Raw genomic sequence first — 21626 nt, forward strand, 5'->3', positions numbered from 1 at the left:
AACGTTGTCAGTGCGAAGGACACTAAGTGATGTCCATCAGACAAGTCAACGGTTCTTGGCGACTCGAGTTGAGAACGAACGAGCCCTCTGCTCAGGCAGGTGAAGCGATGGACGGGCAGCACGAAGTTCCCCACCAACAGACGGCTTGGAAGGATCTTTTCCGGTACGCGGTGCTGGGAGCAGGATGCGGCAGGTCCCGCAAACCTGGGTCCGCGGGGACGACGTGGCCGAGGCCTACTGCACCGGTTGGAGCCAAGTCAGCTCCGAGGCGTCGCCTTCGATGTGGCGGGCCAGTTCCTCGTTGAATCTGGCGCCGTAGTCGGCGCCGATGTGTTCCTGGAACGCGGCTTCGTCGCGGTAGACCTCGAAGACAAAGTACTCCCGGGGATTTTCTTCCCGTGTATAGGGAAGGAACAGTTCGTTGCCCGGTTCCTGGCGGACGTGCCGGGTCAGCTCGAGCATCATCTCAGCAACACGGGCTTCGCTGCCTGGCTTGACGGTGAATTCGGCGTAGAGGGTTTTGGTCATCGTGATCCCTTTCAGGTCAATGGGTTCGAAAACATGGTTCAGGAAGCACCCCGTCAGGCCGGAGGGCGGAGTTCCCCGGAGCCCCTTTGTATCAGCTCAGACGGGACAACATAGGTATGCGGGGGCTGCTGGTCGCCATCGATCCTGGCCAGGAGCCGCTCTGCTGCCAGCTTCCCGATCCGCTCGGGATGCTGGGCGATGACTGTCACGCCGGGATCCATCATGTCGGCAAGCGTGAAGTCATCGAACCCTATCAAGGCCACGCGTTTGCTGAGCCCGAGCTCTCTCAGAGCACGCATGGCGCCGAATGTGATGAGGTTCTGGCTGGAGAAGATCGCCGTCGGTGGTTCGGCAGCAGTGAGAAGTTCCAACGCGGCCAACCTGGCCGATTCCTCGTCGTGAAGGTTTTCACGGACGGGAACCGTTGAGGTGGGAATTCCCTGCCGGCCAATCTCTTCCATGAACCCCCGACGGCGTTCGCGGGCGGTCTGGATGTCGGTGCGGTCCCCCAGGTAGGCAAGCCTGGTGTGGCCGCGGCTGATCAGGTGGGCGGCCGCCCTCGCGGAGCCTGCGGCGTTGTCGGTCACGACGGCGTCTGCTTCCACTCCTACCGGTTCACGGTCGATGAAGACCACAGGCAGGTCACGGGAATGCTCCGGGATCACATACGCCTGGCTCCTGGCGATCGGTGTGAGGATGAGCCCATCGACGCGCCGGCCAAGAAACGCCGCAACAATGGCCCGCTCCCGTTCGGGGTCGTCATCCAGGCTGGCCGCAAAAACCGCGATTCCCCTGGCTCCCAGCGCATCTTCTATTGCCCTGTTGATCTCGCCGCTGAACGGGTTGGAAACACTCGGCAGCAGGAGCCCGACGGAGAGCGTTCTTCTGCCCGCGCGGCGCAGGCTGCCGGCGGCCATGTCCAGCTGGTAGTTGAGTTGTCGTGAAGCGCTGAGCACCTTTTCCCGGGTAGCGTCCGACACGCCAGGTTCGTCGTTGATCACCCGGGACACGGTCTTAATCCCGACGCCGGCAAGAGCAGCCACGTGGCGCATTGTCGGGCGGCTGGCGGAAAGGGCCGGCTGGCTACGATCGGACATCGTTGTCAAAAAAATCGCTCCTTCTAAGTTGCATCTATTGACTCTTCGGTGTGATGCTGATTACATCGTACATGACATCGTTGTCGAGGCCAGTGAGGGCCTCAAACACCAGGAGATTCAATGTTGAGTTCCAAAGCACCCCGTTCAACGGCCACCCGCCTGTTCGCTGCGGGAGCAGTGCTGACCTTGGGAGCGCTCAGTCTTTCAGCCTGTGGCGGAAGTTCCCCGTCCACCTCATCAACCGGTAGCGCGTCCGGTGAAAAGGTCGGCGTCTCGCTGATCGTCAAGACCACCACCAACCCCTTCTTCGTCGCCATGCAGGACGGCGCGAAGAAGGCAGCCGAGGCCGAGGGTGTGGACCTGAAGCTGGCAGCCGGCAAGGCTGACGGCGATGAGGACACCCAGATTCAGGCCATCGAGAACGCAATCTCCAAGGGCGACAAGGGCATCCTGATCACCCCCAACGGCCCGTCCGTCGTGGATGCCCTGAAGAAGGCAAAGGATGCCGGCCTGTTCGTCATCGCCCTGGACACGCCGCCGGACCCTGCCGATGCCGCTGACATCACGTTCGCGACAGACAACTTCGCCGCGGGTGAGCTCATCGGCAAGTGGACCGCGGCTCAGCTGGAGGGGAAAAAAGCCACTATTGCCCTCGTCGATCTTTTTGACGACAAGGTGGTCTCGGTGGACTACAACCGGGACCAGGGCTTCCTGACCGGCCTCGGTATCGACACCGCGGACAAAAAGAAGAACGGCGACGAAGCCAAGACCGGCAAGTACACCGGCGGCAAGGGCGGCGACTACGAGATCGTCGGCAGCCAGGCCTCCCAGGGCGCCGAGGACGGCGGCCGCACCGCCATGGAAACCCTCCTGTCCAAGAACCCGAACATCAACGTCGTCTACACCATCAACGAACCCGCCGCGGCCGGCGCCTTTGAGGCACTGAAGGCCGCCGGAAAGGAAAAAGACGTCCTGGTCGTTTCGGTGGACGGCGGCTGCCCGGGCGTCAACAACGTCAAGTCGGGCGTCATCGGTGCCACGGCCCAGCAGTACCCGGTCAAGATGGCCGAACTGGGTGTCAAGGCCATCGTTGACCTCGCCAAGACCGGCCAGAAGCCGGCCAACTCACCGGGGCTGGACTTCTACAACACCGGCGTCGAGCTCGTTACGGACAAGCCGGTCGACGGCGTCAAGAGCATCACCACCACCCAAGCCTCCGACATCTGCTGGGGAAAGTAACCCACCCAGCGTCACTGCGGGCGGGGAGGCCGGAGTTCGCTGTCGGCCTCCCCGCACTTCATATACCGAGCTAGCTCCGCCCTAGCAACCATCACCGAAGATCAGGACCAATCGTGACCCAGCAACAGACCGCCGGACCGCCCAGCGCCGGGCAGGCCGACCTGGCCGAGGAATTCCTCGACCGCCAGACACCGCTCAGCCGGATACGCAATATCCTCCACCGTTACCCCGCCGTCAGCCCCGCCCTCGTGCTACTCATCGCAGTGGTGGTGTTCAGCCTCCTCAATGACAGGTTCCTGCGGGTTGAAAACCTCTCCCTGATCACCCAGCAGGTCTCCGTCGTCGGCACCCTAGCCATCGCCCAGACCCTCATTATCCTCACGGCAGGCATCGACCTCTCCGTCGGGGCCGTGATGATCCTGTCCTCCATGGTCATGGCCCAGCTCGCCGTCAACAACGGAATACCCGCCCCTCTTGCCCTGCTCGCCGGTCTGGTCGTCGGACTCGCCGCCGGAGCCCTGAACGGATTCCTGGTCACCAGGTTCCGGCTCCCGCCGTTCATCGTCACCCTCGGCACGCTGAACATCTTCATCGCCCTGACACTGCTCTATTCCAACGGAGCGACAGTGCGCGGCTCGGCCATGCCGCCCCTGCTGACCTGGACAGGAACCACCTTCCCGGTGGGCCCGGTCAGGATCTCCACCGGCGTCGTCATGATGCTCCTGCTCTACATCGCAGTCGCGTTCATCCTGGGCAAGACGGCCTGGGGCCGGCACGTCTACGCCGTGGGCGATGACAAGGAAGCCGCCCGCCTGGCCGGCATCCCGGTGAACCGGGTTCTCATGAGCGTCTACCTCGCCGCCGGCGCCGTCCTGGCCGTCGGCGCCTGGATCCAGATCGGACGCACCAACGCAGCCAGCCCCAATGGCGGCGTCGACCTGAACCTGGACTCCATCACCGCCGTCGTCATCGGCGGAACCAGCCTCTTCGGCGGCCGCGGCTCCGTCTGGGGAACCCTCCTCGGCGCCCTGATCGTCGGCGTCTTCCGCAACGGCCTCTCGCTCGCCGGGCTGGACGTGCTCTACCAGACGCTCGCCGTGGGCGTCCTGATCATTGTTGCTGTGTCCGTCGATCAGTGGATCCGAAAGGTCAAGTCATGACCATGACTGAATTTGAAGCCCCCCACGTCGCCACGCGCGAGCCCATCCTGCAGGCCCGGAACCTCGTCAAGACTTTCGGCCGTGTCGTGGGCCTGGACGGCGTCAGCCTGGACCTGTACCCGGGTGAAGTCCTGGCCATCATTGGCGACAACGGTGCAGGCAAATCAACCCTGATCAAGTGCCTCACCGGCGCCGAAGTTCCCGACACAGGAGAACTCTTCGTCTCAGGACAGCCGGTGCACTTCAAGCGGCCGCAGGACGCCCGTGTCCACGGCATCGAAACCGTGTACCAGAACCTCGCCGTCTCACCGGCCCTCGACGTCGCCTCCAACCTGTTCCTGGGTCGGGAGGAAAGGCGTGCGGGACTCCTCGGAAGCGTGTTCCGGATGCTCGACACCAAAGGCATGCGCACCAAGGCCAAGGATGAGCTGACCCGGCTGGGCATCTCCACCCTGCAGGACGTGACAGTGCCGGTGGAGAACCTCTCCGGCGGCCAGCGCCAGGCCGTTGCCGTGGCCCGCGCCGCAGCGTTCGGTTCCAAAGTCGTCGTGCTGGATGAACCGACGGCGGCACTCGGCGTGCGGGAATCGAACCAGGTCCTGCAGCTGGTCCGGGATCTCCGGGACCGCGGCCTGCCGGTCATCCTGATCAGCCACAACATGCCCCACGTCTTTGACGTGGCGGACAGGATCCACATCCAGCGCCTCGGCAAGTGCGCCGCCACCATCACCCCGCAATCACACACCATGACCGATGCAGTTGCGATCATGACCGGTGCAGCCACCGCCTGAACAACTGCTGCCCCTGCATCAGTCCGCTGACCGGGTTGCCGGTCAGCGGACTGATGCACCTCGGACAGACCCCGCCATCAGACCCCACGAGAGACAGACCATGGATTACCTCAAAACAGCCCGGCACGACGCCCACCAGCCGCTCGACGTCATGGTGGTAGGCGAAGCGCTGATTGACGTGGTCACAACGTCGCACGACACAGTGGAACACCCAGGAGGCTCACCGGCCAATGTCGCTTACGGACTTGGCCGCCTGGGCGTAGCCACAGGCCTGCTCACGGCCATCGCCCCGGACGCCCGAGGGATCTCCATCGAAAACCATCTCCGCAGCGCAGGAGTCACACTTCTGCCGGGATCAAAATCACTCAGCCGGACCGCATCGGCAACAGCAACCCTTGAACCCGACGGCTCCGCAAGATACAACTTCGACATCTCCTGGGACCTTGCCCCAACGGCCCCCGCCTACTTCCCGAAAATACTGCACACCGGATCCATCGCCACTTTCCTCAAACCCGGTGCCGGTGCGGTGAGATCACTGCTCGAACAGGCCCACAGAGACTGCATGATCACCTACGATCCCAACATCAGGCCGGCCCTGCTCGGCAGCCATGCAGAAGCGAAAGCCACCTTCGAAGAGCTCGTGCCCTTAACCGACGTCGTCAAACTCAGCGACGAAGACGCCCAATGGCTGTACCCCCAAAAAAGCCTGGACGAAATCGCGGCCCACATCCTCGGTTTGGGCACCGGACTTACCGTCATCACCAAGGGCGCCGACGGCTCACAATTCACCACCTCCGCCGCTAACATCAGCATTCCTGCCGTGAAGTCCAAGGTTGCCGACACCATCGGCGCCGGGGACTCTTACATGTCCGCCCTGATCCTGGGCTTTCTCACCCGAGGAACCGAAGGCTTCGCCCCGGCTGTCCTGGAGCAGCTTGGACACACCGCAGCTGCAGCCGCGGCCATTACCGTTCAGCGCCCGGGAGCGAACCCCCCGACCCTGGAAGAACTCGACATCGCCGTCGAAGCCCATCCCTTGGCCCAGTACACCGGCTCCCGAAGCACATGCCCAGTCCTAACGCGGCCCGTATGGTCCCCCACCGCCACACCTTGCTCCCCGGCCGGGAAATGAAGCAGATGGAGCCCTCGGTCTGCACCACGATCTCCATGAGCGATTCACCGACGACGATCACGTCCGGTTTTTCGAGGCAGAGGGGTGCGTGGCGGGTCATAAGGTGCTCTTTGGACGGGCCTGGCGGTTTGCGAGGCGCGGAAAAGGCTGCAGCTACGTTCGCGGACGTGACGGCGTCCGACGACGGAGGCAAAGTCCCGTCCGTCGTCGCCAAAGCCCGGAAGGACGAGCTGCCTAAGTGCTGTTCACTGGGTGGAGGCCAACCGCCGGTAGCTGAAGGACTTCAGCGTCAGCGTGCCGCCTGCGGTGACGGCTTTGATGCCCGGCGTCCCCGCCGTGGGGAAAACGAGTGAGGTCAGGGTCTTTTCGCCGCCGTTGATGAAAACTTCAACCGAGCAATAGTCGACGAATATCGTTAGTTCCACTTTCCCGTCCCGCGCTGGGCTGGCTGCGCGTCGCACGGCCCGGTAGCCCGGGCTGAGTTCGGCCCTGCCGGTGGCGGCAGCATCCGTCTCGCGGGAGATGAAGGCCGATTCGTTGGCAAAGTCGTATCCGACAGTCGCGAACGTTCCCGCGTCGCTTCCGAGCTCGATCCTCGCAACGGAACCGTCGTCTTCCGCCGTCCGCTCAAGAGTCACATCGAGCCGGTATGCCCCGCCTTGCGGAGCCGGCAGCTGTCCTGCGCCGTCCGGCGTCATTCGGCGTTCCCCGGTGGTTTCCACCGGACCTTCAATAGACTTGATGGCGGCGGAGGGGCTCGACACCAGGGTTGGCTTTCCCGCGATTGTTTCCAGCCGTATGTCGCGCACAAGGGAGTCGGCGCCGCCGTGCCAGTCCTCCGTGGGCAGCTGCCGCGCGTACGCCCAGTTGTTCATCCACCCGAGGGCGTGCCGGGAGGACATCCGCTGGCTTTCGGTGAGCCTCGGATCATCCCACGTCACGGCGGCGTAGAAGTCGGCGCCGGCGTCGAGCCACTGGTGCGGCTCGTCGGACGGGGTAAACCGGGTTCCGTCCCACGTTCCAGTCCAGTAGGCAACGCCGGTGGTGAAGCCCTCGTCGCTGCCATTGGCGCTGGCGGCCAGGACCCAGGTCCGTTGGGATGGATCACCGTCGAGATCCAACTGGAAGAGGTCCGGGCATTCGAGGGTGCCAAGACCGGTGCGTTCGATGCCGGACGCGTAGTGCCAGTTCTTCAGGTCCGTCGACGTATACATGCCGATCTTTTCACCTTCGGCCAGTGCCATCACCCATTGGCCGTGGGCTTCATCGCGAATAATCTTAGGATCCCGCCAGTTCGGTTCGCCGGGGTTTTCCATGACCGGGTTCTGCGCATACGCGGTGAATGAGTATCCGTTGTCGGTGGAATAGAACAGCGATTGCCGCTGGATTCCCTGGTCCTGTTGCGTCATGACCGCGATGACGGCTCCCTTGCCAAAGCCGGCCGAGTCGTCGCGGTCCACCACGGCGCTTCCGGTCTCGATGTCGCCCAGCCCGTTTTTGTACTTGGCGATCGCCACCCCCTCGTCCTTCCAGTGCACCAGGTCTGTGCTGGTCAGGTGGTACCACTCGGTGCCGTTCTCCTCCGGGTACCCGGCGTTGTAGAGGTAGTAGTAGTGCCACACGCCGTCGAGCAGGATCGGACGCTGCGGATCATTCATCCAGTTCTTCCCGGGGGTGATGTGATAGCCCGGCCGGAACGCGGATGCCCCCTCGGGCCGGTCGAAGGATGAAGCCGCGGCCGCCGGCATCTGCGGCGGACCGCCCAGATCCGCGAGCATTGACCCGACGGCTTCGGAGGTCATGCAGTCCGGGCGGACGACCTCACCGGATCCCGCACGGACCACCCGGTCCTCCTGGCTGGACATCACGTCGACGTCATCTCCGGTCCGCGCGGCTGCCACCCACCCGTCGGGGCATGCGATGCTTCGCACGTCCGCCACACCCTCGGTCTGGATCGGATGCGCCAGCTGCTCAAGGGTGCGGTCACCGCTGCTGAGCCAATAGGAGCCGTAAATCCCCCGGGATTCCTTGGCTTCGGTCTGGGCGTCGGCGATGCTCCGGAGTGCCTGCTCGGCGTGGCTCTGGGCACCCGGACGGGTTGCCGCCGAAGGGACCAGCGCCAGCGCGACCAGGACGGCCGCGGCCGCTGCTGCCACCACTATCCAGATCGTCCGGCGGCTCGGCCTTCCGTGTTTCAGCGCCGGCGGGCGTACGAGGTTTTTCATGATTCAACATTCCTGGTTCTGGTGAAAGCTATCCCGCCTCAGCTGGGGCCTGCAGGTGCGGGAGACGGAAGCGCCCGGAGAATCCGGGCGCTGGCCGAAGGTGCGGTCAACTGCCGAAACTCCGTTGCGGAAGTTGATCTTCACGGTGGGCGAGAGGGAACCGCCGCGGACACCGTTCACGTTGTCGATGAAGGACTGCACGAGACCGCCCGGCTGCACGTAGTGCGAGTAAGCCTGGAACTGGCGGCCGTTCTGGCGGGGATCCGGCCCTTCGGGAGCATTGGCTGGCATGTTGAGGTCCGTGGGGGATGCCAGAGCCAGGCCGCTGTTGTTCATGGGCTGGAAGTCGGAACGGACGCCGTCGCCGACAAAGCCGTAGACGCCGTCAGGGCCGCGCATCCCATCCGCGTAGGTGAACTGGTGGCTGATGGTGAAAAGGTAGTACTTGTTCTTGCCGGCCTCGTTCTGGATGAAAATCTGCGGACGCTCGGTCTGGTCGTTGACGCAGTTGGCGGACAGGATCGGCGGCAGGAAGTGCCACTTGGTCAGGTCCTTGTTGTCGGCCACGGCCAGGCCCACGTTGGCGGTCTGGAACCATGAACCGGTGGTGGAGTTCACGGTGCTCGTGGCTTCGGCGTGGGGATCGCCGGGCTGGTAGCCCAGGTCCCCGTCCGTGCACTTGTAGTCGCCCCGCTTGCCGCCGGTGTTGCCTTCGAAGACCATGAAGGTCTTACCCGGGTGCGCCGGGTCTGCGAACGTGTACGGGTCCCGGAAGGCGAAGCCCGGGTTCTGGGCCTTGTTCTGGTACATGACGCCGTCGGGCTCCAGGAGCTTGGTGTGCTCGAAGCCGTCGAAGCTCACGCCGTTCTGGTCGGCGTGGATGTTGCCCAGCGCCTTGGCGATCACGGCATCCGGGGCGATGCCGCCGCCGCCGGCGTTGCGCTCGGCAACGTCGTAGAACGTGGTTGCCGTGTAGAAGACGTTGACGTGGTTGCCCTGCATGAGGCGGGTGGAGCCGGACCATTCGGTGTTGCCGACGGAGGTGTTGTCCAGGAACAGGTGTCCGCCGTAGTTCCACTTGTCCTTGGCCGGGTCGGCGTTGGTCTTGCGGAAGAAATAGCCGATCCGGGCGTTCCAGTGCCGCTGGTCGAAGCCGTAGCCGGCGTGACGGTCGGCGACGAGTGAGAAGATGACGTCCCAGCCTTTGTAGCTGATCTGGTTTGCGTTCTCGTCGGTCAGGGACCAGGTGTCCCAAACCCACACGTCGTTGTTCATGGCCGGGAAGTCCTGGGGGATTTCCGGCATGGTGACGTTCGGGCTCATGGAGTTCTGGCCCGGGGTCACGGCTGTGCTGCTTTGGGCCATGATCTGTTTGGCATCGGCACGCGTCCACTTGGAGGTGAAGGCCGCTGCCGGATCAAACGCCTGCTGCGTGTGCTTCGTGGGCAGGGGGAAGCCGGGTGTCGGCGCCGGCATCTGCCCGCCGCTCGGCGGATCCGAGGGCGTGTTTGCCTGGGCTGACGGAACGGCAAGGAAGACGGAGGCCGCCACGGCCGCCGCCAGTGCCGCGGCGACAGAACGCCACCGCAGCTTCCGGTGTGTATTGGGGTGCTCGTGCATTTTTGCTCTTCTCGCGGAGTTGAGACCATTCGTGGAAGACGGGCTTATGCCCTCATTCCTCGAAACTCCGGCAGCCCCGAATGACACCGCAGGCGTCATCGAGGACGCCATCGTGTCGAGGGGACGGGACCTCGGTAGGGCCCCGCCTGTGGCCCGGGAGGGTGCTGACCTCCTGGACGTTCATCACCGTAGACAGTGCCGGCGAGGAATCAAAACCACATTTCAAGCACCAAAACGCCTCACACCCCGGTCGATGTAAGCGCTTGCACAAACTCTCCGCGCGCGTGCCACGCCTCAAAGATTGAGTCAAATATTTCCTAAAAAATATGCTTTATTTTTTCCGTCGCCCGTTGTTTACCCGTTCGTTGCCCCGCGGCCCCCTTTGCCCAGCCCACCACTGCGGAGCACGACGCCCGCGCCTTGAGTAAGGCGCCGGGCTGCCTAAGGCGCTGGTACTTCGCCCAACGGAGGCCACGAATCCGGCGATAATTGCCACAGATCCCCAACCATTCCCCGGCGCCGAAGCAGCATTCCCCCGGTGCCGAAACGAGCGTGTACACGAGCCCCGGCATGCCGGCGGCGAGACGGACGCCGCCCCAGAGGTCCTGGCGCCGTCAGGATCCCGGCTGGTGGCGGGCACTCCCCGCAGGGTGCCTCACGTCGCTTCTTTCGTCCCCGGGGTGGCGGGGAATTCGGTTCGGAACCCGATCAATTTGTGGGTGCCGTCGCAGTAGGGTTTGATCGCGGACGCGCCGCAGCGGCACAGGGCGACTGTTTTGCGCGTCCGCGGCACTGCTCCCCCGGACGGGGTGACGATCTCAAATTCGCCGCGGACCAGGATCGGTCCGTCGGGACAAATAACAATGGCGCCGTCATTGGAGGATTCCTGTTGTTTTTGGTTCATTCGTGCTCCCTGTCTGGGGTTCATGCCCGGGTCAGACCCCGGCGGGGACAGGCGGCTTCAGCGAGGACGTGCCGGTTTCCCATGCCCCCATGATGTGCGCGGCGAGCCGGGCGTCGATGGCAAGCGCCGCCGTCGCGCCGAACAGGACGTCCGGAAGAAGGTCCGGTTCTGCCTCCACGAGCCCTCCGGCGAGATCCCGGCCCGCGATCTGTTCGTGGACGGCGTCCGCTTCGACGTGCTCATCGAAGTACGCGGTCACATCGGCCCCGAACCCGAGCCGCCGGAAACCGTTGCCGTAGAGCTGGTTCGGCCGGGAGGACGTCATCTCATAAATCGCCAGATGCCCTGCGATGGCCCCCCGTAGTCTGCGGTTCAGGCCGAAAAGGGACATCATGTTGACCGCGGCGAGAGAGACGGCCGGGACGGCGTCCACATATCCGCCGTAGACATCGTCCAACCCCAGCCCCCGCATGGTCCGGGCGAACATTGCGCTGTGCATGCGGTCCGGACGGCCTCCGCCGTACTCGTCAGCCTGGATCTCCACCAGCGCAGCCTTGGCACGCCCGGTCAGCCGCGGGATCGCCCAGGTGTGCGGATCGGCTTCCTTGAGCTGATAGATCGATTTGTGGACCAGGAATTCACGGAGCTGCCCGAGGGTTGCCTTCTTCGCCACATGGCGGGACATGCCCGGTCCACCGTCCTGGCCCGCGAGCCCGAAGAGAATGTCCGCCACCGCATCGCTGTCCCGGCGGGCGGCAGGAGCAGGCTGGACTGACCCGGCGGACGAGCGGGCCGCGGACCGCAGCGCGAGTTCGAACGGTCCCTCCAGCAGCTGCCGGAGTGTGATCAGCCCCGGGTTCCATTCCCAGCGGTTGTCCACCCCATCCAAGCCGCCGTAATGCAGCTCGTACAGGCAGAACAGGGTCAATTGCACATCGCCGTCGTCGATGATGTCATCGGTGAGTGCCAGCTGTCCCTCGATAAGATCGCGCAGCGTGCCCTGGGCTGCAGAATCATCTCCGGTCCCGTCGGCCAGAAGCCGGAATAGGCCACCGCTGATGGGTCCGCGCGCGTCAGGGATCTTCATGTTTTTCTCCTACGTGGGCCTCAGCGATACTGGCTGCGGCCGGTGAAAAGTGCGTCGATGCGAGCCCGGCCCGGGGTACCGGCCGGAGGGGCCCAAGGGTGCAGCCCCTCAGCTGTTGCCGGTGTAGACGAGGCTGTCCGGGTCGACTTCATTCGCCGGGGCATCTGCGAGTCCCTGCGGGGACAGATCCATGTCCATAAGCCCGGGTCGTTGTTTGTGGGCCGCGGAGGGTCCGGTGGTGGCAGTGCTGTGGCTGGAAACGGTGTGCCCCTAAAACTTTGCTGGATACAGACCCTGGAGGGTGCTGCCTGTCACGGGCGGGGTATTTCCATCTGGAACCCGCACCGGCACCGGAGAACACGCGTCCGGAGATATTCGCCCAGAAAATCCGGACTCCCGGCGTGAGTGGAAACCGCCCGGTGCGGACTTCGCCGCTCGGGGTCCACTGCGGACATCGGCTCCTGGCAGTGGCGGTAGGCGTCCTCCCGGTGCACGGCACCGCCGCTGTTCCCGTTCCGCGCCGGGATGGTTGCGAGAAACGCCGCAGTCGTAGCCACCACGTGCGAGCTGCCGCAGTTGGTACAGCTGATGGCGGCCGCGAGGGTTTCCTGCTGAGGATTCATGGTGGCGACAGAGTCCAGAAGGAGGTGCCGGTCGGTCTCACATGTCGCACACCAAGGCCGGCGCCCTCGGGGCTGGTGGGCATCCCGGGGCAAGTACGTGCTTGACGTGATGGTCATCCGGGTCAGACCAGGCCCGGGTAGCTGGCCAGGATGTAGTCCGCCGCGGCTGGTCCTTTCATGCGGAGGCCGTTGCGCTTGGGATGGACCTGCTTTTCTTTCATGGCCGCCCAGAAGGCATCTTCGGAGCGGGGCGTGGTCTGGCTCAGGAAACACCAGCTGGTGTAGAGCCCGTAGAGGCAGTCCCTGCCCAGGGCGTGGTCGGATGCAGGGTCCCGGGTGGTGGCTTCCTGCAGGAATTGGTCGTATTGGGAAGTTGCCATGAGTGGCTCGTTTCTTCGCGGTGCATTGTGTGCCGCCGTGTGGCTACAGCAGCTGAGCGTCAAGGCCATGCACGGGGCGATGAAGCAAGATCCCGCACTGCTGCGTCACCGCAGATCCGGGGATAAAGCGTTACTGGGCTGGGGGTCCACATCCTGCGGAAACCAGTCAATGCAACTACTCTACGATGTAGACTGTATGCGTAGACTACACATTAAGCAACCGGCTTTTCATCCCGAAAATGCCACCACCCTGTATCGACCCGAACGGAAAACCATGTCGCCCGAAGAGCATCCGGCGCCCCCTGCGGCTCCCGGCAAGAAGGCTCGCCTCAGCCAGGAGATTGTCCTGTCGACGGCACTGGCACTGGTGGACGCCGAAGGACTCGACGCCCTCACCATGCGCAGGCTCGGGCAGGAACTCGGGCGGGACCCCATGAGCCTGTACCGCTACGCCGCCAACCGCGCAGCCCTGCTGGACGGCGTCTCAGAACTCGTACTGAATGAACTGGCCATCATTCCCGATGATCCCGACTGGCAGTCGCAGCTCCGGCGCATTGCCCACGACCTGCGGCTCCTGGCGCTCCGGCACCCCAACGTCGTGCCCCTCCTCGTGACCCGCCCCCTGTCAACGCCCCTGGGACTGCGGCCGCTGGGAACATTGCGTCCGCTGGAGCAGATCCTGTCCCTGCTGATCGACGCCGGATTCGCCCCCGTTGACGCACTGCACGTCTACCGCGCCTACTACGGATACCTCTACGGGCACATCCTCAACGAACTGCAGGAATTCGTCGTCGACCCCGAGGAAAATGAGGCCCTACTCCGCCTGGGCCTGCACCGCCTGCCGCCGAAGGAATTCCCCCGCCTCCGCGCCCTCGCCCCGGTTCTCGCCGACTACGACGGGATGGCCGAGCTGGATGAGGGAATCACCATCCTGCTCTCGGGGCTCGCGGCCCGCCTCCCGCTGCCGGAGGCTCCGGCCAAACCCTGATCCGGAACTTGCTTTGAAAGGATGCGCCATGTTTGTCCTCCTCAGCCTCAAGACCGTGCTGCGTGGCCATCCCGAACGGAAGGCAACGTGCCAGTACTGCCACCAATTCGCGCAGCATCAACTGCAGGAACGCGCCACCAAATTCACCGTGTTTTTCATCCCCGTCTTCACGACTTCCAGGACCTACGACATCACCTGCACCAACTGCGGTCAGAACTCGATCGTCAAGCCGCGGCAGAAAAACACGCTCCTGCGCTAGGAAAGCCTGCGCCGCATCAGCGGGGCTTAGACAGCCGATCCTTCGCGTGATGGCTTCCGGGCCCGACAGGCACCAGCTCCGTGGCTTGCGCGAGACCTTCGGTAGGCATCGAGACGTACATGCTCTCGGCCCGGCTCACCTGGAATGTCTCATGCCAGATGCCGACGGCCCTGGGGGCCTTCCTGGCTTGGCGGTTAAAGGCAGTCCAGGCCGGCCTGTGCTCGGATTCGGGCGCACTGGCGTAGGCATACAGCTTGTCCAGCGAGTCCCAGTACTGCACGATGACCGGCCCGCCGGCTCCGAGGGCAAATCGAAAGCCTAGAAGGCCGGAACCCGGCTCCTTAAGGAGCTCGGTCAGCATTCGGGGCATCGCAAAGAAGACTGGAAGCCACAGATCCGGTCGCCAGGGACTGTTGATGCGCATGCCGATGAGGAAGACCACCAAGTCACCGGAATGGCGGTGCGTGAAACGTCCAGCATTGATGCGTGCCATACTTTCCTCCTAACTAGATACTTATACTCTCCAATATTGGCGAGTGCTACTATCTAAGTCAAGGAGAAACTTTGCGCATCTCACAGCTGGCCGCGGCCACGGATGTTCCTGTGGCCACCATCAAGTACTACCTTCGGGAAAAACTGCTTCACGACGGCGTCCTGACCTCCGCGACCCAGGCGCGCTACGACGACTCGCACGTACGGCGGCTGAAGCTGATCCGGGCACTCATTGGCACCGCCGGGCTCAGCGTCAGCGCCACCCGCGAGGTACTGCTTGGCCTGGAAAACCCGCCGGAGTCGGGCCACGACCTGCTCGGAATCGCGCACCATGCGGTCTCCCGGACTGCACCGGACGACGTCGACCTCTCCTCAGCACAAAAGCTCCTGGACCGTTGGGGCTGGGGCGCTGAGACTTGCGACCGCGATACCCAGGCGGCCCTGGCAAAGGCCCTGCACGGGCTCTCGGAGGCGGGATTCGAGGCGCCAGCGGCGCTCTTGGACCGCTACGCCGCGGCAATGCAGGACATCGCGGAGGCCGACGTCGAAAGTGTTCCCACGGATTCCTCCGAGGCCGCGATGCGGCACGTAGTCCTTGGGACGCTCCTGATGGAACCGGTGCTCCTGGCCATGCGCCGGCTTGCCCAGCAAAGCGCATCCTTCCAGCGGTTTGGCGGGGCGGGGTCCTAGACGACCGGGGAGCGCCGCTCGATCAGCACCGTATCCCGCCATTGGCCTTCGCTGGGGCCGTGGCTCATGCGGGCGATGCGGCTCCGCCGGCCGACGACGGCGAATCCGTTCGCCAGGTGGAGCTTCAGGCTTGCTTCGTTTTCCGGGAAGACGCTGGCCTGGATGGTCCAGATCCCGCATTGCTCGGTCGATGTGGCCAGGGCCTGAAGCAGGGCGGCTCCGACTCCCCTGCCGCGGGCTTCAGCGGCGACGTAGACGGAGTGTTCGACCACGCCGGCATACGCGGGCCGCGCGGACACCGCTGAGACAGCCGCCCAGCCAAGGATCCCGCCCTCGGGCGCCTCGGCGACCAGACGGTGGCCGGGCAGCCGGGAGCTGGTGAAGCGTTCCCAGTCCGGCACGTCTGCTTCAAAGGTGGCGTGTCCGGTGGCGATTCCTTCGCGGTAAATCCCCTGGACGGCCGGCCAGTCGTCCTCACGCATGGAGCGGATCGTCACCGCGGACCGTTGCGCGGTCACAGCGTCGCCAGGAGCCCGGCCGTCTGCTCGAGCACCCCTGGCACCAGGGAGTAGTAGGCCCACGTGCCGCGCTTTTCACGGTGCAGCAGCCCGGCCTCGACCAGGATCTTCAGGTGGTGGGAGACCGTGGGCTGGCCCAGGTCCAGGGGCTCGGTGAGGTCGCAGACGCATGCCTCCCCTGACTCGCCGGCCTTGACGATGGAGAGCAGCCGGAGCCGGTTCGGGTCGGCCAGCGCCTTGAAAACCAGGGCCCTCTGCTTCGCCTCCTCAGCGCCCAGGGCAGGGGGCCCTGCCGGGGTGCAGCAGGATTCATCCGTGGCCGGCTCGAGTACAGGCAACAATTTCATGTACCCATTATGCCCTGATATCGACAATCATCAATATATTATCCGTGAGAGCTCGGGTCGGCGACTTGGCGCAGATCTGTTTATGTGGAGGCCCTATTGCTTGGCCGCCGGCTAAGGCTAGGAGCGGGCCGGTTCGGAACTGTGCGCCAGGACGACGCCGCCGGAGGTGCGGGCCGCGGAGGGGAACAGGATGAGGAGGAGGCCAAGTCCTATTGCGGCGCCGACCAGCTGCGCCAGAACGTAGCCGGGAACGGAGGCCGGTGCGATGCCGGCGAAGGTGTCGCTGAAGATGCGGCCCACCGTCACTGCCGGATTCGCGAACGAGGTCGAGGACGTGAACCAGTACGCGGCTCCGATGTAGGCGCCCACCGCCGGCGCGGCGAGGACGCCACGCTTTGTGGCAGCCAGGGCGAAGATCAGCAGGACCAGTCCCGCAGTGGCGACAACTTCACCCAGGAGATGCCCCGGGGTTGCGCGCTCCTTGGACGAGATGGAGGTGCCCACCTCAAACATGGCGTTCGCGACCATGCTGCCGCTGACCGCGCCCACGGTCTGGGCGACTACGTAGGTGCCCAGCTCCGGCAGGGTCAAGCCGGTACCGCCACGTCGGCCCAGGATCCAGTCGGCGAGGGAGACCACGGGGTTGAAGTGCGCGCCGCTCACGGGCCCGAGCATCAGGATCAGCACCGTCAGGCCCAGCACCGTAGCGGTGCTGTTCTGCAGCAGCTGCAGGCCAACGTCACTGGGGGAGAGCTGCTGGGCGGCGATCCCGGAGCCGACGACGATGGCCACGAGCAGGTTGGTGCCGAGCAGTTCGGCCACGGCGCGGCGCCACAGCGGCGGCTGGTTGGAAGTCATGGCAACAGCTTGATCCAAAGAATTAACTCAGTCAAAATTGAACCAATGAGTATTGAAGCAGTTGACTCGCTCCGAAGGCGGGTAGCCAGGCACGCTGCCCTCGCAGATCCCGCGCGGCTGCGCATCGTAGACCTGCTCACCCTCGGGGATTTTTCCCCAACGGAACTGCAAGCAGAGCTGGGCATGCCGTCCAATCTCCTCTCCCACCACCTGAGGACGCTCGAAGATGCCGGCCTGGCAACGCGCAGCCGCTCCGAAGCTGACCGGCGCCGCAGCTATATCCGCCTCGCCACCGGCGCCCTGAACGGCCTCGCTCCCGGGGCGGAGCACGGTGCCCGCCGCGTCCTGTTCGTCTGCACGCACAACAGCGCCCGGTCTCAACTGGCCGCCGCCCTCTGGCAGCAGGTCAGCGACATTCCGTCAACCTCTGCCGGGACCCACCCTGCGGACCGCATCGCCCGGGGAGCCATCGAGGTCGCCCGCCGACACGGCCTGGACCTTGCGGACCTTCCCCCGCGCTTCCTGAAGCAGGTGGCAGGCGAGGACGACTTCATCGTGACCGTCTGCGACAAGGCCCACGAGGAACTGCCCGGGCTGGGTGGAATCCACTGGTCGGTGCCGGACCCGCTGCGCCTGGGCACGAAGGAAGCCTTCGACACAGCGTTCAACGACATCACCCGCCGCATCAAAGACCTTGCACCCCGCGTAACCGCCACCTAGGTCCGGCGCAAAGAACCTCCTACAGTAAATATTGACAATCATCAATCTATGGTCCAATACTTTGTACATCGATCCTTATCAATGTTCCGCCGAGCGCTGCACGTGTCGGGCGCGGGACCGCAACCGGCCCGCGAAGTCCCCGCCACCCGACTGATTCCAGGAGAAACCCCGTGAGCACCGAAACCGCCAAGAAGCCCTCCGTCCTCTTCGTCTGCGTCCACAACGCCGGCCGCTCCCAGATGGCCGCCGCCTTCCTCACCACCCTCGGGGAGGGTCGGATCGAGGTCCGCTCCGCCGGATCCCAGCCCGCGGACAAGGTCAACCCGGCAGCCGTGGAGGCCATGGCGGAGCTCGGCATCGACATGTCCGCCGAAATCCCGAAGATCCTCACCACCGAGGCCGTGAAGGAATCCGACGTCGTGATCACCATGGGTTGCGGCGACGAATGCCCCTACTTCCCCGGCAAGCGCTACGAGGACTGGGTCCTGGAGGATCCGGCGGGCCAGGGCGTGGAAGCCGTCCGGCCCATCCGCGACGAAATCAAGACCCGCATTGAGGCTCTGATCGGGTCCCTGACCCCTGCCGCCAAGTAAGGGGCAGCACCACACGTCTGACAGAGGACGGAGAGGGGGTGAGCTGAATGAACACCGGATGCTGCAGCGACGGATGCTGCGACGACGAGGATCAGGACTGCTGCTGACGCCCCTGCACGCCGGCCCCCTTTCGGGACCGGCGGACCGGCCCGAACCACTCACTGATAAGAAAGAGGACAAACATGGATTCAGCGAAGAACCTTCCCGTTGCCGTGATCGGCGCCGGCCCCGTGGGCCTGGCCGCCGCGGCCCACCTGATCGAACGCGGACTCGAACCGCTGATCTTCGAAGCCGGCCCGTCCGCGGGCGCCGCGATCGAGCAGTGGCGCCACATCCGGCTGTTCTCGCCGTGGCGGTTCAACGTCGATGCCGCCGCCGTCCGCCTGCTCGAAGCCGACGGCTGGGAGTCGCCTCGGCCGACGGCCCTGCCCTACGGCGGGGAACTGATCGACGACTACCTGACACCGCTGGCTGCCCTTCCCGAGATCGCCTCGCGTCTGCAGACCGGAGCCAGGGTCATCGCCGCGACCCGCGCCGGCATGGACAAGACCCACACCCGTGACCGCGAGAGCACACCGTTCGTGGTCCGGGTTGAGCACGAGGACGGCGAAATCCGCGACCACACCGTGGCCGGGGTCATTGACGCCTCCGGCACCTGGTCCACTCGCAACCCGCTGGGGACCTCCGGGCTTCCCGCCATCGGCGAAGACTCCGCCGCGGACCGGATCTCCTCGCCGCTCCCTGACGTCACGGGCCGTGACCGTGGCGCTTTCGCCGGCCGCCGTGTCCTGGTCGTCGGCGCCGGCCACTCCGCCGCCAACACCCTGATCAGCCTCGCGGACCTGGCCAAGGTCGAACCGGGCACCCGGATCCTCTGGGCGGTCCGCGGCGCGTCCGCCGAGAAGGTCTACGGCGGCGGCGACGCCGACGGGCTGCCCGCCCGCGGCCAGCTCGGGGCCCGCCTGCGCCGCCTCGTCGAGGCCGGGACCATCGAACTGCACACCGGCTTCGGCATTGGCTCGCTGAAGTCCCTCGCCTCGCACGTGACCGTCGAGTCCGTTGACGGCCGGACCCTCGAGGCCGACGTCGTCGTTCCCTGCACCGGTTTCCGCCCGGACCTGGACATCCTGCGTGAACTCCGGCTGAACCTGGACCCCGCCGTCGAAGCACCCACCGAACTCGGTCCGCTCATCGACCCGGAGTTCCACTCCTGCGGCACCGTCCCCCCGCACGGCGCAGCACTGCTGGCCCACCCGGAAAAGGACTTCTACATCGTCGGCATGAAGTCCTACGGCCGGGCGCCGACCTTCCTGTTGGCCACCGGTTACGAGCAGGTCCGTTCCGTCGCGGCCGCCCTGGCCGGTGACCGCGAGGCCGCGGACACCGTCCAGCTGGAACTCCCGGAGACTGGCGTCTGCTCCTCCGACGCCGGCACCAGCTGCGACGTTCCGGCGGCCGTCGCCGTCGCATCAGAGCCCTCGTGCTGCGCCGCTCCCGAGCCGGTGCTCGTCGGCTTCCCCACCGGCCTGTCCCACGGCCGCTCCGGCGAAGACCCACTGGCAGCATCAGCTCAGCAGCCCGAGCGCCGATAAGGAAGAATCGAACGCATGACCGAGACCACGAAAACACCCAGCGTCCTGTTCGTCTGCAGCAAGAACGGCGGAAAATCGCAGCTCGCCGCCGGACTGATGAACCAGCTCGCCAACGGGACCGTCACGGTGCACTCTGCCGGGACCAAACCCGCTGAATCGCTGAACCCCCAGTCCGTGGACTCCCTGGCAGAGCTCGGCATCGACATCACCGGCGAACACCCGAAACCCGTCACCGACGAGGTCCTGGACGCGGTCGATGTCGTCATCGTCCTGGGCAACGAAGCCAAGCTCGAACCCCGCGAGGGCAAGCGGCTCGAGGTCTGGGATACGGACGAGCCCTCCGAACGCGGCATCGAAGGCCTGGAGCGCATGCGCCTGGTCCGGGACGACATCAGGGCCCGGGTCCGGAAGCTGCATGCGGAGCTCACCGGGGACTAGCCGTGCCCGCCCCGGCGATATCGAGGACATTGGTCGCGGAGGGTGCACCGCGCGGCGGCCTCGCCGCGTTGTGCATCACCCAGACCACCGGCTGGGGCGTGCTCTACTACTCGTTGATCGCGGCAGTCCGGCCCATCAGCGAGGACACCGGCTGGGACCCGGCGCTCGTGACGGGAGCCTTTTCCGCCGGCCTGCTGGTCTCCGCGCTGGCCGGGATCGCCGTCGGCAGGATGCTGGACAGGACCGGGCCGCGTGGGCTGATGATCGCCGGATCCCTGCTCGGAGTGCTGGCCCTGGTCGTGGTGGGACTGGCACCCAATCTGCCAGTGTTCTTTGCGGCCTGGCTCGTCGCCGGGACCGCGCAGGCCGCGGTGCTGTATCAGCCGGCCTTTACGGTGATCAGCCGCTGGTACGGACGCGCCCGGGTACGGCCCCTGACAGTCCTGACCCTTGTCGCCGGGTTCGCATCCACCATTTTTGCCCCGCTCACCGCTGCCCTGACATCCGCGTTCGGCTGGCGAGGCGCCTTCATCATCCTCGCCGGGATCATGGGAATCATCACCGTGCCGCTGCACGCCCGATACCTGAACCGGAACTGGGCCACGGCCGCCCCCGGAATCCCCGCCACGGACCAACGGGTGATGGTGCGGGGCGTGCGGCTCAGTCCGGAATTCCTGGGCCTGCAGGCGCTGATGGTGTTGCTCTGCCTTGGGCTCTACACCGTGACGCTGAACATCATTCCGCTGCTCGTAGAGAAAGGCGCCGACTATGCCACGGCCGCGCTCGGTCTCGGTCTCGTGGGCGCCGGCCAGGTCGGCGGCCGGCTACTGTTCGCGGCCATCCCGGCCGGCGCCCGGCTGCAGGTCATCACCGGAACGGCGGCCTGCGCCGTCTTCCTGCTCGCTGCACTGCCCGGCCCGATGCCGGCGCTGATCGCGGCGGGAATGCTCGCCGGCGCGGTCCGCGGGTGCCAGACACTGCTGCAGGCCACCATCGTGGCTGACCGCTGGGGAACCCAGAGACTTGGCACTTTGCAGGGACTGTTCGTGGCACCGCTCACTGCTGTTACGGCCGTCGCCCCGGCCGCGGGTCCACTGCTGGCAGCCTGGCTCGGCACTTACGCGGGCATGGCGTACGCCATGACCGCTTCAGCCGCCACGGCCGCCGTTCTCGCTGCCGCCGGAAGCGTGCGGAAGCTCAGGCCTTCCGCGATCGGCTGAGAGATCCTCTGCGCCTGCGGCTGATCGACGCGGGACATAATGAAGGCACGCGTCCATGAATGCGGACCATTTCATGGCCGCTGCCGGCTGACGACGAGAGACGACGAAGGGCACATCGTGGAGCC

23 protein-coding genes are annotated in these 21626 nt (G+C 65.3%); 12 read left to right on the forward strand and 11 right to left on the reverse strand.

All coding sequences use genetic code 11. The features are described from left to right. Positions 1-234: 234 nt before the first annotated feature. Together AC1DXI_RS05460 and AC1DXI_RS05465 are read right to left on the reverse strand one after the other, a co-directional pair. The gene (locus AC1DXI_RS05460) at positions 235-528 is read right to left on the reverse strand and encodes a putative quinol monooxygenase (RefSeq protein ID WP_476937765.1); all 294 of its coding nucleotides are present in this window, start codon (positions 526-528) and stop codon (positions 235-237) included. Positions 529-581: 53 nt separating this feature from the next. Continuing rightward, a complete protein-coding gene (locus AC1DXI_RS05465; protein WP_476937910.1) occupies positions 582-1580 on the reverse strand; it encodes a LacI family DNA-binding transcriptional regulator in 999 nt (332 codons plus the stop codon). Between the two features lie 165 nt (positions 1581-1745). Between AC1DXI_RS05465 and AC1DXI_RS05470 the strand changes: the two genes are divergently transcribed. The 4 genes from AC1DXI_RS05470 to AC1DXI_RS05485 all read left to right on the forward strand — a co-directional run bounded on the left by AC1DXI_RS05470 (position 1746) and on the right by AC1DXI_RS05485 (position 5947). Further along, positions 1746-2864 carry a substrate-binding domain-containing protein gene (locus tag AC1DXI_RS05470; protein ID WP_476937766.1) on the forward strand — a complete coding sequence of 373 codons (1119 nt, stop codon included), beginning with the start codon at positions 1746-1748 and terminating at the stop codon, positions 2862-2864. Positions 2865-2977: 113 nt separating this feature from the next. After that, positions 2978-4024, forward strand: coding sequence for an ABC transporter permease (locus AC1DXI_RS05475; protein ID WP_476937767.1), 1047 nt, complete (start codon positions 2978-2980; stop codon positions 4022-4024). Continuing rightward, positions 4021-4815, forward strand: a complete 795-nt coding sequence (locus AC1DXI_RS05480; RefSeq protein ID WP_476937768.1) for an ATP-binding cassette domain-containing protein — start codon at positions 4021-4023, stop codon at positions 4813-4815. Before AC1DXI_RS05475 ends, AC1DXI_RS05480 begins: the two co-directional genes overlap by 4 nt. Before the next feature lie 100 nt (positions 4816-4915). Continuing rightward, the gene (locus AC1DXI_RS05485; RefSeq protein WP_476937769.1) at positions 4916-5947 is read left to right on the forward strand and encodes a carbohydrate kinase family protein; all 1032 of its coding nucleotides are present in this window, start codon (positions 4916-4918) and stop codon (positions 5945-5947) included. Positions 5948-6192: 245 nt separating this feature from the next. On the opposite strand, the gene AC1DXI_RS05490 is transcribed toward AC1DXI_RS05485, so the two are convergent. The 5 genes from AC1DXI_RS05490 to AC1DXI_RS05510 all read right to left on the reverse strand — a co-directional run bounded on the left by AC1DXI_RS05490 (position 6193) and on the right by AC1DXI_RS05510 (position 12786). Further along, positions 6193-8172, reverse strand: coding sequence for a glycoside hydrolase family 32 protein (locus tag AC1DXI_RS05490; protein ID WP_476937770.1), 1980 nt, complete (start codon positions 8170-8172; stop codon positions 6193-6195). Between the two features lie 3 nt (positions 8173-8175). Further along, positions 8176-9792: a glycoside hydrolase family 68 protein gene (locus AC1DXI_RS05495; protein ID WP_476937771.1), complete on the reverse strand. Its 1617-nt coding sequence runs from the start codon at positions 9790-9792 to the stop codon at positions 8176-8178. Positions 9793-10447: 655 nt separating this feature from the next. Continuing rightward, positions 10448-10696, reverse strand: coding sequence for a CDGSH iron-sulfur domain-containing protein (locus AC1DXI_RS05500; protein ID WP_476937772.1), 249 nt, complete (start codon positions 10694-10696; stop codon positions 10448-10450). A 31-nt stretch (positions 10697-10727) separates the two neighbouring features. Beyond that, on the reverse strand, positions 10728-11783 hold the full coding sequence (locus AC1DXI_RS05505) for an iron-containing redox enzyme family protein (RefSeq protein WP_476937773.1): 1056 nt from the start codon (positions 11781-11783) through the stop codon (positions 10728-10730). A 745-nt stretch (positions 11784-12528) separates the two neighbouring features. Continuing rightward, complete coding sequence (locus AC1DXI_RS05510) at positions 12529-12786, reverse strand: hypothetical protein (RefSeq protein ID WP_018775597.1); 258 nt, start codon at positions 12784-12786, stop codon at positions 12529-12531. A 274-nt stretch (positions 12787-13060) separates the two neighbouring features. Between AC1DXI_RS05510 and AC1DXI_RS05515 the strand changes: the two genes are divergently transcribed. Beyond that, positions 13061-13774: a TetR/AcrR family transcriptional regulator C-terminal domain-containing protein gene (locus AC1DXI_RS05515; protein ID WP_476937774.1), complete on the forward strand. Its 714-nt coding sequence runs from the start codon at positions 13061-13063 to the stop codon at positions 13772-13774. A 28-nt stretch (positions 13775-13802) separates the two neighbouring features. Further along, positions 13803-14033, forward strand: coding sequence for a zinc-ribbon domain-containing protein (locus AC1DXI_RS05520; RefSeq protein ID WP_476937775.1), 231 nt, complete (start codon positions 13803-13805; stop codon positions 14031-14033). Positions 14034-14049: 16 nt separating this feature from the next. Here the strand turns inward: AC1DXI_RS05520 and AC1DXI_RS05525 are convergent, their stop codons facing one another. Further along, a complete protein-coding gene (locus tag AC1DXI_RS05525; protein WP_026539048.1) occupies positions 14050-14526 on the reverse strand; it encodes a DUF4188 domain-containing protein in 477 nt (158 codons plus the stop codon). Between the two features lie 71 nt (positions 14527-14597). On the opposite strand from AC1DXI_RS05525, the gene AC1DXI_RS05530 reads away from it, so the two are divergent. After that, a complete protein-coding gene (locus AC1DXI_RS05530; RefSeq protein ID WP_476937776.1) occupies positions 14598-15215 on the forward strand; it encodes a MerR family transcriptional regulator in 618 nt (205 codons plus the stop codon). On the opposite strand, the gene AC1DXI_RS05535 is transcribed toward AC1DXI_RS05530, so the two are convergent. The 3 genes from AC1DXI_RS05535 to AC1DXI_RS05545 form a co-directional block, all read right to left on the reverse strand. Next, entirely contained in the window at positions 15212-15712 is a 501-nt protein-coding gene (locus AC1DXI_RS05535) for an N-acetyltransferase family protein (RefSeq protein WP_476937911.1), read from the reverse strand. The genes AC1DXI_RS05530 and AC1DXI_RS05535 overlap by 4 nt on opposite strands. Positions 15713-15729: 17 nt before the next feature. Further along, positions 15730-16080, reverse strand: coding sequence for an ArsR/SmtB family transcription factor (locus AC1DXI_RS05540; protein WP_476937777.1), 351 nt, complete (start codon positions 16078-16080; stop codon positions 15730-15732). A 117-nt stretch (positions 16081-16197) separates the two neighbouring features. Further along, on the reverse strand, positions 16198-16938 hold the full coding sequence (locus AC1DXI_RS05545) for an aquaporin (protein WP_476937778.1): 741 nt from the start codon (positions 16936-16938) through the stop codon (positions 16198-16200). 45 nt (positions 16939-16983) lie between these two features. On the opposite strand from AC1DXI_RS05545, the gene AC1DXI_RS05550 reads away from it, so the two are divergent. The 5 genes from AC1DXI_RS05550 (at position 16984) to AC1DXI_RS05570 (ending at position 21501) form a co-directional block, all read left to right on the forward strand. After that, positions 16984-17658: an arsenate reductase/protein-tyrosine-phosphatase family protein gene (locus AC1DXI_RS05550; RefSeq protein ID WP_476937779.1), complete on the forward strand. Its 675-nt coding sequence runs from the start codon at positions 16984-16986 to the stop codon at positions 17656-17658. A 170-nt stretch (positions 17659-17828) separates the two neighbouring features. Then, positions 17829-18251, forward strand: coding sequence for an arsenate reductase ArsC (locus AC1DXI_RS05555; RefSeq protein ID WP_476937780.1), 423 nt, complete (start codon positions 17829-17831; stop codon positions 18249-18251). Positions 18252-18433: 182 nt separating this feature from the next. Further along, positions 18434-19843 carry an FAD-dependent oxidoreductase gene (locus AC1DXI_RS05560; RefSeq protein WP_476937781.1) on the forward strand — a complete coding sequence of 470 codons (1410 nt, stop codon included), beginning with the start codon at positions 18434-18436 and terminating at the stop codon, positions 19841-19843. 15 nt (positions 19844-19858) lie between these two features. Beyond that, entirely contained in the window at positions 19859-20281 is a 423-nt protein-coding gene (locus AC1DXI_RS05565) for an arsenate-mycothiol transferase ArsC (protein ID WP_476937782.1), read from the forward strand. Positions 20282-20310: 29 nt separating this feature from the next. Then, positions 20311-21501: an MFS transporter gene (locus tag AC1DXI_RS05570; RefSeq protein WP_476937783.1), complete on the forward strand. Its 1191-nt coding sequence runs from the start codon at positions 20311-20313 to the stop codon at positions 21499-21501. Positions 21502-21626 lie beyond the last annotated feature (125 nt).

The organism is Arthrobacter sp. P1_H7, assembly GCF_056405215.1.

Coding starts and splice junctions, on each gene's coding strand:
- AC1DXI_RS05560 (WP_476937781.1), top strand. CDS start 18,434: ATGGATTCAGCGAAGAACCTTCCCGTTGCCGTGATCGGCGCCGGCCCC.
- AC1DXI_RS05460 (WP_476937765.1), bottom strand. CDS start 528: ATGACCAAAACCCTCTACGCCGAATTCACCGTCAAGCCAGGCAGCGAA.
- AC1DXI_RS05515 (WP_476937774.1), top strand. CDS start 13,061: ATGTCGCCCGAAGAGCATCCGGCGCCCCCTGCGGCTCCCGGCAAGAAG.
- AC1DXI_RS05490 (WP_476937770.1), bottom strand. CDS start 8,172: ATGAAAAACCTCGTACGCCCGCCGGCGCTGAAACACGGAAGGCCGAGC.
- AC1DXI_RS05470 (WP_476937766.1), top strand. CDS start 1,746: ATGTTGAGTTCCAAAGCACCCCGTTCAACGGCCACCCGCCTGTTCGCT.
- AC1DXI_RS05480 (WP_476937768.1), top strand. CDS start 4,021: ATGACCATGACTGAATTTGAAGCCCCCCACGTCGCCACGCGCGAGCCC.
- AC1DXI_RS05550 (WP_476937779.1), top strand. CDS start 16,984: ATGAGTATTGAAGCAGTTGACTCGCTCCGAAGGCGGGTAGCCAGGCAC.
- AC1DXI_RS05500 (WP_476937772.1), bottom strand. CDS start 10,696: ATGAACCAAAAACAACAGGAATCCTCCAATGACGGCGCCATTGTTATT.
- AC1DXI_RS05510 (WP_018775597.1), bottom strand. CDS start 12,786: ATGGCAACTTCCCAATACGACCAATTCCTGCAGGAAGCCACCACCCGG.
- AC1DXI_RS05565 (WP_476937782.1), top strand. CDS start 19,859: ATGACCGAGACCACGAAAACACCCAGCGTCCTGTTCGTCTGCAGCAAG.
- AC1DXI_RS05545 (WP_476937778.1), bottom strand. CDS start 16,938: ATGACTTCCAACCAGCCGCCGCTGTGGCGCCGCGCCGTGGCCGAACTG.
- AC1DXI_RS05495 (WP_476937771.1), bottom strand. CDS start 9,792: ATGCACGAGCACCCCAATACACACCGGAAGCTGCGGTGGCGTTCTGTC.
- AC1DXI_RS05525 (WP_026539048.1), bottom strand. CDS start 14,526: ATGGCACGCATCAATGCTGGACGTTTCACGCACCGCCATTCCGGTGAC.
- AC1DXI_RS05465 (WP_476937910.1), bottom strand. CDS start 1,580: ATGCGCCACGTGGCTGCTCTTGCCGGCGTCGGGATTAAGACCGTGTCC.
- AC1DXI_RS05505 (WP_476937773.1), bottom strand. CDS start 11,783: ATGAAGATCCCTGACGCGCGCGGACCCATCAGCGGTGGCCTATTCCGG.
- AC1DXI_RS05540 (WP_476937777.1), bottom strand. CDS start 16,080: ATGAAATTGTTGCCTGTACTCGAGCCGGCCACGGATGAATCCTGCTGC.
- AC1DXI_RS05520 (WP_476937775.1), top strand. CDS start 13,803: ATGTTTGTCCTCCTCAGCCTCAAGACCGTGCTGCGTGGCCATCCCGAA.
- AC1DXI_RS05485 (WP_476937769.1), top strand. CDS start 4,916: ATGGATTACCTCAAAACAGCCCGGCACGACGCCCACCAGCCGCTCGAC.